The organism is Cellvibrio sp. BR (assembly GCF_000263355.1).
Classification (GTDB): Bacteria; Pseudomonadota; Gammaproteobacteria; order Pseudomonadales; family Cellvibrionaceae; genus Cellvibrio.
In genome coordinates this window covers 60,991-73,092 of sequence record NZ_JH668207.1, presented here as the reverse complement: position 1 = coordinate 73,092, position 12,102 = coordinate 60,991, and the positions used below count along the sequence as shown (strand labels likewise).

At 51.7% G+C, this 12,102-nt stretch carries 9 protein-coding genes and 1 riboswitch; of the genes, 4 read left to right on the top strand and 5 right to left on the bottom strand.

What is annotated here, in order from left to right; translation table 11 throughout:
* Positions 1–18 precede the first annotated feature (18 nt).
* The 3 genes from O59_RS19370 to O59_RS21880 all read right to left on the bottom strand — a co-directional run bounded on the left by O59_RS19370 (position 19) and on the right by O59_RS21880 (position 4,355).
* Positions 19–2,439: a glycoside hydrolase N-terminal domain-containing protein gene (locus O59_RS19370; RefSeq protein WP_007645792.1), complete on the bottom strand. Its 2,421-nt coding sequence runs from the start codon at positions 2,437–2,439 to the stop codon at positions 19–21.
* Positions 2,440–2,587: 148 nt separating this feature from the next.
* On the bottom strand, positions 2,588–4,075 hold the full coding sequence (locus O59_RS19365; RefSeq protein WP_040393613.1) for a tryptophan halogenase family protein: 1,488 nt from the start codon (positions 4,073–4,075) through the stop codon (positions 2,588–2,590).
* 76 nt (positions 4,076–4,151) lie between these two features.
* Complete coding sequence (locus O59_RS21880) at positions 4,152–4,355, bottom strand: hypothetical protein (RefSeq protein ID WP_007645790.1); 204 nt, start codon at positions 4,353–4,355, stop codon at positions 4,152–4,154.
* Here O59_RS21880 and O59_RS19360 point away from each other — a divergent pair.
* Complete coding sequence (locus O59_RS19360) at positions 4,350–5,309, top strand: hypothetical protein (protein WP_225318588.1); 960 nt, start codon at positions 4,350–4,352, stop codon at positions 5,307–5,309. The genes O59_RS21880 and O59_RS19360 overlap by 6 nt on opposite strands.
* A gap of 136 nt (positions 5,310–5,445) precedes the next feature.
* Entirely contained in the window at positions 5,446–6,552 is a 1,107-nt protein-coding gene (locus tag O59_RS19355) for a phospholipase A (RefSeq protein ID WP_157152656.1), read from the top strand.
* Between the two features lie 89 nt (positions 6,553–6,641).
* Here the strand turns inward: O59_RS19355 and O59_RS19350 are convergent, their stop codons facing one another.
* Both O59_RS19350 and O59_RS19345 read right to left on the bottom strand, forming a co-directional pair.
* Positions 6,642–7,004: a PilZ domain-containing protein gene (locus tag O59_RS19350; protein ID WP_007645785.1), complete on the bottom strand. Its 363-nt coding sequence runs from the start codon at positions 7,002–7,004 to the stop codon at positions 6,642–6,644.
* Entirely contained in the window at positions 7,001–9,463 is a 2,463-nt protein-coding gene (locus O59_RS19345) for a DUF1631 family protein (protein ID WP_007645783.1), read from the bottom strand. Before O59_RS19345 ends, O59_RS19350 begins: the two co-directional genes overlap by 4 nt.
* Positions 9,464–9,904: 441 nt before the next feature.
* Positions 9,905–10,034: riboswitch (guanidine-I (ykkC/yxkD leader) on the top strand.
* A gap of 71 nt (positions 10,035–10,105) precedes the next feature.
* Here O59_RS19345 and O59_RS19340 point away from each other — a divergent pair.
* Both O59_RS19340 and O59_RS19335 read left to right on the top strand, forming a co-directional pair.
* Entirely contained in the window at positions 10,106–11,167 is a 1,062-nt protein-coding gene (locus O59_RS19340; RefSeq protein ID WP_007645777.1) for a putative urea ABC transporter substrate-binding protein, read from the top strand.
* 112 nt (positions 11,168–11,279) lie between these two features.
* Entirely contained in the window at positions 11,280–12,101 is an 822-nt protein-coding gene (locus O59_RS19335; protein WP_007645775.1) for an ABC transporter permease, read from the top strand.
* Position 12,102: the final 1 nt, after the last annotated feature.

The following is a 12,102-nucleotide window of genomic DNA, read 5'->3' as shown; positions in this document are numbered from 1 at the left end:
TTTAAACTACCCCTTGAGCTATCTCCCGCTGCTGGATAAGAGATATGTCCCCGTTCCTTGCGCTGCAAAACTCCCTGAATTGCCCTCAGCTTTTATGCCAAGGGATTTCCCGTGCTTTACGTCCTGCAACGTAAATTCTGCTGCAGGACGTGAAGTTCTGATATTGATTTTTTGTGCGTGTTGCGTGTGAATGCGCGCTTGGGTTAATTCGCCCTTGTGCCATTGCAGATCTACAGTAATGCCGCCGCGTGCGCGCAAACCAGTCACCGAACCGCTTGGCCAACTTGCAGGTAATGCGGGCAAAAAATGTAATTCGTCGCCGTGACTTTGCAATAACATTTCTGCAATACCGGCGCTCGCGCCAAAATTGCCATCAATTTGAAATGGTGGATGGTTGTCCCACAAATTACTAAGTGTGCTGCGTTGTAATTGTTCGCCCAATACTTTGTGCGCGCGATTGCCGTCTAACAAACGCGCCCACATATTGACCTTCCAGGCTTGCGACCAACCGGTGCCGCCATCGCCACGCGCATTAAGTGTGGTGCGTGCTGCCGCAAGTAATTCCGGTGTATTGCGCGGGTTGATATCGCGCCCCGGATGCAGTGCATATAAATGGGAAATATGGCGATGTTCATTTTTTGGATCGTCAATATCTTCCTTCCACTCTTGTAGCTGACCCCATTTGCCAATGCGCATTCCGCGATCCAGGTTCGCCAATTTTTCTTGCACAGCTTGGGCAAATTTTTTGTCGCCCGTCAGCAGTGCGGCTTCGTGGGTATTGCGCAGTAAATCAAACACAATTTGTTGTGACATAGCAGCCGCGCGAGTGAAAGGGCCGTGCTCGGGTGAGAAGCTGGGTGATACGATCCACTGGCCATCGCGCGGATCTTTTACTAAAAACTCCAACCAGAATTCACTCGCGCTTTTCATTAATGGATAAGCGCGGTTACGCAGAAATTTTTTATCACCGGAAAATAAATAGTGCTCGTAATAATGCTGTGCGAGCCAGGCTGCCGCTTCAGGCTGCCAAAAAGCGGTGGGCCAATCGATAACACCGGTAAAGCCCCAAATATTGGTGTTGAGAAAAAGCGTCCAACCTTTATCTACGCCCGCTACTTTTTGCGCGGCAATAGTGCCCGGTACCACAAGGCTGTCGACAAAATCAAACAGTGGTGCGGTTAACTCCGGTAAATTGGTGGTCTCTGCCAGCCAGTAATTCATTTGCAAATTAATATTGACGTGGTAATCGGCATTCCACGGCGGGGTGATGGAGTTATTCCACACACCTTGCAAATTCGCGGGCAGTGAACCGGGACGCGACGAGGAGATCAACAAGTAGCGACCAAATTGGAAATAGGTTGCCTCCAAAGTGCGATCCAATACGGCATCACCTTTTTTATAACCGGCAAGCAACTTTGGTGTGGTGAGCGATTGTGGTTTTTGACCTATATCCAGCGCAACACGGTTGAACAGGGTTTGATAATCCGCGCGATGGGTGGCCTGTAATTGCTCAAAAGATTTTTTGCTCGCCTTGTTAAGTTGTTTATGCAAACGCTTGTGGGGATGCGCACCGCGATATTTTGGATAGGACTGGGCGTAATCAGTACCTGCCGCGAGCAGAATCACAACCGAGTCAGCAGCGGTGACTTGAAGTTTATTGCCGTCGATTACCGCTAATTCACCACCCTGGTTGAGCAGTTGGATTTGGGTTTCAAACTGCAAACCGTTGCTGTGCAATTTGCCACTGGCAGTGATGCGACCTTGGTCGATGGCCACAGCCAAACTGCGATTGTCTGGCACTTGCACACTGGCGGTGAAGGAAATGCTCGCCGGCTGATCGGCGGAATATTTAATTGCAATCACGCCATCCGGGTAACTGGCGAGATACTCGCGGCGATAGCGCACACCGCCCTGTTCGTAACTCACATTAATTTGCGCATCGCTGAGCGATAACTCGCGGCGGTAATTAGTGAAAACACTTTTGACATCGCTGTCATTTTTATTCGAATCAATTATAAGATCGCCAAAAGTCTGGTAATCGCCGTAGGCGGTGATCTTGTGACCCAACAGTTTGGCGGCGTCTTCCGGGGTAATTGAACCCTGTTCATTGATGGTCGTTCTGACCTGCGCGACCGCATCGCCCTGTGCTTGTTGTGGCCAACCAAAATCGTAACCTTGCGCACCTGGGCCGCCAGTCCATAAGGTTTTTTCGTTGAACTGGATACGGTCACGCGTCACATCGCCGGCAATAACGGCACCCAAAGCACCGTTGCCAATCGGTAGACCTTCACGCTCCCAATCGGCAGCCGGCGCATCAAACCAAATAGACTCACCACCAGCGGCCTGCACTGATGAGGCAACGCCAACCAGCATCACCGCCGCCGCACAAATGCCACGCAGGGGGTAAAAGGAAGATGTAAGCGAAGAATAACAGCGCAAGCGGCTTACCTCAGAATGGGTCAGATGTATATGGTATATATGACTATATGGAGCAATGTTAAGGCAATGTTTTTATTGGCGCAAGCTTTATCACCTATAACAATAATGGCACCGTTTTCATGCTACCAAAGGAAACAACGTGGCTACTTTATGAACCCAGAGTCCGCAGAAAATCGGCATGAGAAGGGGCGTACTCGCGCCCTTTAACGATCGCCGCACGCATTTTGTCCATGACGGTGTGCATTTTGGCGGAGTCGCGGGATGGTGTTAGCGCAGCTGGACTGAGGCCAAATCCCGCAAACATGCTGATCCAGCTCTCCTCAACAAAGGATTCCTGCTCCAGCAACTGGATATCGCCTGTCGCCTTAAAGCGGGCAATTTTTTCCGTAAGGCTGGCAGGGATATCCATCGCCTGTACATGCTGCCACAAGGGCTCCGGGCGACCGTTTAACTTGTAGTGCAGGATAATAAAATCGCGGATGCGCTCGTACTCCAGGCGATTGAGGCGGTTGGCCTCAGTCACATGCTGGTCATTAATCTCAAAGTTCACCAAAAACGCGGCGAGCTTGCTGATACCAGTCTGGATAAGGGAAATACTGGTGGATTCCAAAGGCTCCAGAAAACCACTGGAGAGACCAATCGCCACACAGTTTTTATGCCAGAAATGGTCGCGCATGCCGGTAGTAAAACGGATCAACCTCGGCTCGGTGAGCCTTTCGCCCTCGATGTTGGCTAGCAGCTCCGCGCGCGCCTGATCCTCACTGATAAATTGGCTGGAATAGACATACCCATTGCCCACCCGATGCTGCAGCGGAATATGCCACTGCCAGCCTGCGCTACGTGCGGTTGAGCGAGTGAATGGATCTGGCTCGGCCACGGTTCGGGTCTGCACTGCCAGCGCCGAATCGCTCAGCAGCCACTGGCTCCAATCCTCATAGCCCACACCCAAGGCTTTTTCGATGAGCAATGCACTCATGCCCGAGCAATCCACAAATAAATCGCCGCCAATAACCTGCCCTGACTCCAACTGTAATGACTGGATAAAACCGCTGTCGGGATCGAGTGTAACCTGCTGGATTTTTCCCTCTATCCGCGTGACCCGGCGCTGTTCGGCGTAGCCGCGTAGGTATTTGGCAAACAGTGAGGCGTCAAAGTGATAGGCGTAGTTGTACCAGGCTAAACGGCTGTCGGGATCAAAGCTCGGCTGCGCAAATTTGCCTGCACCGGCCAGCTGGGTGCATAGGCAAAACTCTGCCAAACTGGCGCTGTAACCCTGCTGTTTGGCTGACCACCAGGTCTTGTGAAAGGGACGATCCTCAATCGGTACGCCGTACCCGGCAAACGGGTGGAAAAACGTCTGTTCCGGTGCAACCCAGCCTTCGAATTCGATGCCGAGCTTAAAGGTGGCATGGGTGGCGGCGATAAACTCACTCTCTTTTACGCCTAAGTGTTTGATGAATTGATGGATGCCCGGCACCGTGGCCTCCCCCACCCCCACTGTGCCAATTAACTCAGACTCGACTAGCGTGACCTGGATATTGGTGGGTTCCAGCCAGCGCGCTAAATAGGCTGCCGTCATCCAGCCGGCGGTACCGCCGCCAGCAATGACTATATGGTTAACAGGTTTGTTTGACATCAACACAACTCCCAAGCTGCTAGCACGATCGCTAGTGGCCCAACTTATTATTGTCATTAAGACCAAATGATTGATATTAAGCCCCTATTTTTATTGGCACAATATTTATCATCCATGCAAAACCATTATTTTGTAACTGGCACGCCTGTTGCCAAGATTTAGGCAATAGACAGGTAATAGCGATTTGTAGGTTTTCTGATGCGCCAAAATGCACCGGAATACAGGCAATTTCACGAATAGAGCGGTAGAGAAAATGGGAACAGGCACTATCAACATGCACAACCCTTCATTTGGTGCACCATCAGGTAGCAAAGGGTCACCCCAATTTGCCCTGTTTTGCGAAGAGTACCAGCAGCGACTGGATGCCCTGACACTGGTGAAGCAATTGATCCAGATGATTAAAGCAGTGCAGCGACACCGCGGTATGTCGATGGGAGCCCTGGGGGGCAATGCATTATTCCGCGCGGAATTGACCCAACTGCAAGTACAACTGGAGCGCCGTTTGGAGTTGGTGCAGGCGTTTGCCGCCCGCAGCCTTAATCTGCTCAGCGCCCGGGATCGGGAAAACCTGAGCAACGCCTGGCTGACCATCAGCCGCGATTGGCAACAGGACGCCGTGGTCGATAACTATGAGCTGCACTGTCACCTGATCGAACAGTTACTGAGCATGGTTGCCGCGCTGGGCAAACAGCTGGAGCAGCCCACATCGCAAGCGCTTAGCCAAACCGAGCGCAACAGCGCCGAACCCAGCGCGCCGCCCACCGAAGGTAGTAGCTACCCCAATCGTTTTAAATACCTGGAGGTGCTGCACTTTTCCACGCGCTTAATGCCCGCCGTGGCGGAGCAAATTGGCCGTATTCGCGCCCTGTCTACCTACGCCTCGGCACTGGGCTACTGCGATAAAGACGTGACCAGCAAACTGCGCTACGCCATTCAATGCACCCGCGTGAACAACGAAAAATTGCGCCATCAAACCAAACGTCTGGAAGGTTTGCTGGATAAAGACCTGATTATGCTCTCGCAACTGAAAAGCTATGAAATCAAACTCGATTTCCTGCTTACCATGGTGGAGAGCGATGTGGTTAACCCGCACCAGATCAATGCCGACAGCCATCGCTTGTTTGTGCTGGCCTCCGACATAATCGACATGTATTTGAAAGTGGTTGATGAGGGTGTACACCTGCTCACCGATTGGCACGAACAGGATATAGAACTCTGGCTGGAGACTTGTTGAGCGAGCAAATGTGCTGGCAATCTGTGAATCACTTTACCGATGCCGCACAGTGCAGGGTAGACTGCTTGCCTCCTGAGCGACAACGCCTAGAATAACGGCCAACTGTCGCTCAACCTCACCCCGAGAGAAGCTGCCCATGCGTTCCGTCTGGCCTTTGGTGTTACCGGTTTGCTCCGCCCTGCTCAGCGCTAACCTTAGCGCGCAGCCCACAGAGACCACCCCCGCCACATCTGCGCCCGAGATGCCAACCGAGGCGATGAATAGCTGCCTGCAAGCCTCCATCCCCAGTGCGGCTGCGACCATGACCGTCGCTGAGTTGCGTCAGGGGTGCCAGTTACTCTATGAACAACAATTGCAGAGCGCGGGCGAAAGCGAATTACAAGAGCAACAGGTCAGCCGCGAAGACACCACTGGCGATAGCGGTGAGCGCCTGCTCAAACGGCGCATGACGCTGGAGGCACTTAACCGCTCCAACCGGTTTATGCTCACCCCGCACAAAATTAATTACTTTTTCCCCGCCAGCTACACCCGCACTCCCAACGAGTCACCCTATCGCGACAATGACAATGAATCCCTGAGCGACCTAAGCAAAGCCGAAGCGGACTTCCAGCTGAGCATCAAAATACTGCTGCGCGAGGATATTTTTGGCGATAATGGCCACCTCTACCTGGGTTATACCAACCACTCGCTCTGGCAGCTTTACAGCGATGCCGACTCAGCCCCCTTTCGCGAAACCAATCACCAACCAGAGTTAATTCTCAGTTTTACCAATGACTGGGAGTTTTTGGGTTTTCGCAATGTGCTCAACGACGTAATTCTCAACCATCAATCCAACGGCCAGGGCGGCCTGTTATCGCGCAGCTGGAACCGGGTGATGCTCAATAGCGTGTTCGAGCGAGGCAACTTTGCCTTTGCACTCAACCCCTGGTATCGCCTGCCGGAATCCGCACAGGAATACCCCGGCGATCCCGATGGCGACGATAATCCGGATATCACTGATTACATGGGGAAATTTGAATTTAACGCGGCCTATCAGCGTAAGGACGACATTTACAGCGTTATGCTGCGCAACGCGCTGGATGGCGACAATCGCGGCGCCCTTGAACTGGGCTGGAGTTTCCCAATCAGCAGCAACCTGCGCGGCCAATTGAAATACTTTAAGGGCTATGGCCACAGCCTGATTGACTACAACGTCGACCTGGAAGTATTTGCGCTGGGCATAGTATTTACTGACCTGTTTTAAATGCCGCCTACTGGCTTGCCTGAAATGCAAAAAGGCGCCGCGTTACCAACGCGGCGCCTTTTTAACGGGATAAGGGTGGCAATCACAAACTAATAAGACTCGCCCAATCGCTCCACCAACGCCTGAATAGACTGCAACGCCTGTGAAGAGGCATCGATAATGGAAAAACCAATCCAGTATTTACCTGCCAGATCAGCCTCCCGCGTCCACAAACAATCCACCCCCAAATGAATCACCATTTGGTCATTAACTGGCTCGGGCAAATGCAAGTCCAGGGTGTAAAGGCGATCCTCTTCCAGTGACAAATCCCCCATCACCATCAATCCTTGGGTATGGATATTTACCAAGCGGCCAACATACATATCGCGCAAACTGTCATAAACATCCACATCACCGTTGATGATATGCCGCTCCAGTTCGCGATCATGCTCCTTGGAACAATTATGCGTCATGATGCAGCCCCCGTTTTGAGGTGATCGGCACGCTCGTTGAGTGTGTGATAAATATTTTCCAGCGCTCGTTCAAAGAAGGGTTTGGTACTGCCCGCAATAATTTTGGCGCGCCCGGCGATCATATCCCGCGCCAGCTGTAAACCTGCCGCCAGCGATACTTTGCGCCCCTGCTGATCCACCAGCATGTAGTGCTGGGTCTTTTTGTTGTACCAAGCCACTTTCAGACGCTTGCCGCCATCAAACTCAAACCAGGTACCAAACTCCACCATTTTCAGGCTGTCGACAATCTTGGCTTCTTCGGTAGAAACAGGCTGCTGCTGAACGTTGGCATGCCCGGCTTTTTCCGCCGCGAGTAATTCCAGTTTGCTGCGCATTGGTGCCGGAGCTGGCTCGGCTTTACGGCTGAGCAACGCCATGCGCTGCAGGGACGCTACCGCATCCAACAATTTGCGGCCCTTGGCTTGCTCGTAGCCAATGGTTTCAAAACCGCGCTCGAGCGCCGCATGCAGATTATCCTGCAGCTCCATTTGTTTGACCTTGTCCTGCTGGCTGGTTTTGGGTTCCAGCGACCAGAGCAAATCGTCAATTACTTTGAGCGCACGCGTCCAGCTCTCGGATTTTTCGCCGTAGCGCAGTAGCACAAAGGACAAGTAATCCGACCAGGGCTGAAGCAATAACAGGAGGATTGCAGAAGGCATTTCACGGTTATCGGTGCGACTACGCACCTCGTGATTCACCTGCAATTTGGCTTCGCGCAGCTTTTCTTCACCCTGGGCTTTCTCCAGCGCGCGCCGCTCCATCAATTCCTGACGGCGCGCCACATTGTTGGTGTAGCCATTAAATTCAATCAGCAGCTCGGCAAAAATGCGCACATCGTTCTTGAACTCATGCAACAGCCGGAACACCGTGGTTTTGATTTTGGTGAAAATATCGTATTGGTCGCTACCGTCATTACTCACCCAACGCACACCCGCTTCGGCAAGGCTGTTGAGCAACACCCGCGCCGGGTGTTCCGGTTGCTCAAAAAAGCCTTTATCGATAAAAGCGATTTTGAGAAACGGCGTGTGTAAATAACTGAGCAGCGCTTTGACTGAATCGGGCAAGTGATCGTCGGAGAGCATGTACTCAAACAACATGCCGACCAGGTCGATGGTTTGCATATCACCCGCTTCTACCGCGCCATTTTCATTTTCGCTGGCAATCTGCTGCATCATTTGCTGGCTGACAGCGGCCACGGTTTGCACCGGAATAACAACCGGGCCAGCGTCACGATCAGCCAAGGCTTGCTGGCTCAGGTGATAAGCCTTGCCCTGCATCTGCTCCAGCACATTCACCAATTGATTGCTGCTGTATATCTGCAGTTGCGCTGGCGGCGTATTGGCCACAGCGGCAACCGCCGTGGCGCCCGGCATTGTAGTGGCAGGCGCTGGTACGTTATTCGCCCCGCGATTGTCCTGCTGCTCCGCCCCCGTAAAGCCACTAGCCTGAACAGCGGGCATTAATTGGGTGACATGGGTTTGCAACAAGCGAATCGCATTCAGCAAACTGTTTTGATATTGAATATCGTTGGGATTGAGCGCACCGGTTAGCAGTTTATCGCTAGCGCGGCGCTGATGCTGTTGGGCATCCAGGGTTTGTTGCTGCAGCTCAGCATCCGTTCTGTTTCGCTCGGAAGGATCATCCTGGATGGCGTCCTCACGAGCTGCGTCAGCTTTATCCTGTGCTACCACAAAACGCAGATTGGGCAGTAAATTCTGGCGGATCAAATAGTCGTTAAGCTCGTCATACAGCTCGCCGAGCATGCCGATCACGTCCTGATCAAACAGCTTGTAGCCGATGATTTTGGTTTTTACATCCACATCCAGATTCGTTAATACCTTGCGCAGCGCCTCGCAAAACTGTACCGGGCTGGCAGGGTTGGTGCGCTCATCAATTTTTTCGCCGTCATTGAGCAGGGCTAAACGCTGTTGCAATGCCCAGAGGTTTTCGGCAAAAAAATTGTCCGCGCGATGGGTAATTGAGGTGATGGCAATCGTCTCTTCCAGATCCGAATGCTCGACTAGCGAGAGAATGTCGCCACTAAAGCGCTCCTCGCCGGTCAGGGTATTAAGCGATTTGTTTTTGAACTTTACAAAGCCATTGGCCAAGTGCTGGCAAAACTCCTGCTCCGCCGCCTGTTGCACAGCGCTCAGCAAGTTCTGGATTTCATAGAGCGCAACCTGATCTTTATTCGATTTCGCCTGCTCGGCAATTTCAAGGATCTGTTTACACCACTCGCGCCAAAAATTGGGGAAAACACGATACGCAAAGCCGCGCGTTAAATCGCGACAATGTTTTAAATGTTCAATAATTAATTGCTCTGACATAGCGACAGTCGTGTATTGAGACGATTTGGGAGTATCGGCACCGGGTAAACCTGAAGCTTGTACACCAGAGTTTTGCATACCTGAGTTTTGCATAATAAGTCCGTGAGATTCATATTCCTTAGACCCTGCCTGTGAAGACCCAGATCAGGGGCCTGTGCGAACCTAAAAACCAAACAAGAAACCACCGCTGTTATGGGCAAAAAGGTTGTCCTGAACGACAATCTTAGCAGCTTGCAGTGGATGTTTCACAGAATAGCTCGGCTTTAGCCCCTCAGCGAGCAAAAAATAATCACCCACTGCCAGCAAACAAATAGCACCAAAAAGGCGCACAACTAGACTTACCTATAACCCCATGTGCACCAAATGAGCACACCACTACAATCCTTAACCCAACTTCTACCGCGCGTGAAACGCGGCAAGTCGCGCCATTACCGCTTGCACGCGCCAATTGCCACAATTGGCACTCATATTGCGATATGAACTTCGAAATAACTGATTCGCACTCTGGGCGATCTGGCTATTCACACAATTTGTTAAATAGAGAGCTAGGGTTCCGGTCATTCGATTAATCATCCAATGATGTCTGGTCCGAGAGCTTTCGACCTCTGCCGCCAGACCTTCTGGCAGGTCATGGGTTACACGGCGGGACAAAAGCCCGGGAGATGATTGGCCTAATCGCCAGAGTGGTCTCTTAATGCTTGCGCCGATGTATACCCATACCCTTGGAGGTTGTTCATGTTGCGTCATTCCCGTCTGAAAAAACTATTACTCGCCCTTACACTTGGCCTTTCCGCCAACCTCGCCAGTGCCGCTGAACCCTTCAAAGTCTGCTGGTCCATCTATGTAGGCTGGATGCCTTGGGGCTATGGTGCCGAGCAAAAAATTGTCGATAAATGGGCCGAGAAATACGGCATTGAAATCGAAGTGGTACAAATCAACGATTACGTCGAGTCAATTAACCAATATACCGCCGGCCAATTTGATGGCTGCGTGATGACCAATATGGATGCGCTCACCATTCCAGCGGCGGGCGGCGTGGATTCAACGGCGCTGATCGTGGGTGACTTCTCCAACGGCAACGACGGTGTTGTGCTGAAAGGCACCAACAAAACCCTCAAGGACATCAAAGGCCAACAAGTGAATTTGGTTGAGTTGAGTGTGTCGCACTACTTGCTCGCCCGCGCCTTGGAATCGGTCGGTATGAAAGAAGCCGATGTGAAAGTGGTGAACACCTCCGATGCTGATATGGTTGCGGTTTACGGCACCAAAGACGTTACTGCAGTGACCACCTGGAACCCGCTGCTCAGCGAAATCCTCGCACAACCCAACAGCACCAAGGTATTTGACTCCTCACAAATCCCCGGCGAAATTATGGATTTGATGATAGTGAACACCGCCACCCTGCAAAAAAATCCGGCCTTGGGCAAAGCGCTCGTTGGCGCCTGGTATGAAATCATGACCACCATGAGCGGTAGCGACAAAGCCGCAACGGAAGCCAAAACAGCAATGGCCGTGGCATCAGGCACTGACCTCGCCGGTTTTGAAGCACAACTCGCCAGCACCAAAATGTTTTACACCCCGCAAGCCGCGCTGGAACTCGTCAACAGCGACGCACTCTTGAGCACCATGCAAAAAGTCGCTGAATTTTCTTTTGACCACGGCCTGTTAGGCGAAGGTGCACCCGATGCCGAATTCATCGGCGTCGCAGGCCCCAAAGGAATTTATGGCAACAAACAAAACGTGAAACTGCGTTTTGATACCACCTACATGCAAATGGCTGCCGACAAAAAACTTTAACTCCTTGGGTTAATTACCACGAGAGCCGTCATCCTCGCGCCAGCGGGGATCCAGAGACAATACTGGACTCCCGCGTACGCGGGAGTGACGTCAAACAAAAAAGAAGAGCGCCATGAAACGATTAATTAATTTAACACCATCAAAACCGCTGAAATTATTATTGGGCATTCTGCCCTTTGCGTTATTGCTGGTGATTTATCTGGTCGCCTCCGATGCGCGCTTGGCCGAAAATGCCAATGACAAACTCTTGCCAAGTTTTGCGCAAATGGGTTCGGCCATGCAAAGCCTCGCGTTTGAACCCAGCAAACGTAGCGGTGAGTATTTATTTTGGCAGGACACACTCAGCAGCCTGCATCGTTTAGCGCTGGGAATTTTTATCGCTGCCATTTTGGGTTTTACCATCGGTTTATTAACCGGTGCGATTCCCACGATTTATTCACCGATTGCTCCGCTGTTGACAGTGATTTCACTCGTGCCGCCCATGGCGTTACTGCCAGTGTTATTTATTGTGTTTGGTTTGGGCGAGTTATCCAAAGTTGCATTAATTGTGATCGGCGTTGCCCCGTTTATCGCGCGCGACATGCAGCGCTGCACACAGGAAATTCCACTCGAACAACTCGTCAAAGCACAAACACTGGGTGCATCTACCTGGCAAATTATTGTGCGTGTACTAACACCACAATTAATGCCGCGTTTAATTAATGCCGTACGTTTATCGCTTGGAGCTGGCTGGTTATTTTTAATTGCCGCCGAAGCCATCGCCTCTACCGACGGTTTGGGTTATCGCATATTTCTGGTGCGTCGTTATATGTCGATGGATGTGATTTTGCCTTACGTTGCCTGGATCACCCTGCTCGCCTTTTTGGTGGATTGGCTTCTGGCAAAAATAAATCTCTGGTGTTTTCCCTGGCACAGTCCAAACAGTAAACATTAAG

Excerpts from the sequence above, each read along its gene's own strand:
- O59_RS19345 (WP_007645783.1), bottom strand. The coding sequence starts at position 9,463 with ATGCAAAACTCAGGTATGCAAAACTCTGGTGTACAAGCTTCAGGTTTA.
- O59_RS19340 (WP_007645777.1), top strand. The coding sequence starts at position 10,106 with ATGTTGCGTCATTCCCGTCTGAAAAAACTATTACTCGCCCTTACACTT.
- O59_RS19350 (WP_007645785.1), bottom strand. The coding sequence starts at position 7,004 with ATGACGCATAATTGTTCCAAGGAGCATGATCGCGAACTGGAGCGGCAT.
- O59_RS19360 (WP_225318588.1), top strand. The coding sequence starts at position 4,350 with ATGCACAACCCTTCATTTGGTGCACCATCAGGTAGCAAAGGGTCACCC.
- O59_RS19355 (WP_157152656.1), top strand. The coding sequence starts at position 5,446 with ATGCGTTCCGTCTGGCCTTTGGTGTTACCGGTTTGCTCCGCCCTGCTC.
- O59_RS19335 (WP_007645775.1), top strand. The coding sequence starts at position 11,280 with ATGAAACGATTAATTAATTTAACACCATCAAAACCGCTGAAATTATTA.
- O59_RS19365 (WP_040393613.1), bottom strand. The coding sequence starts at position 4,075 with ATGTCAAACAAACCTGTTAACCATATAGTCATTGCTGGCGGCGGTACC.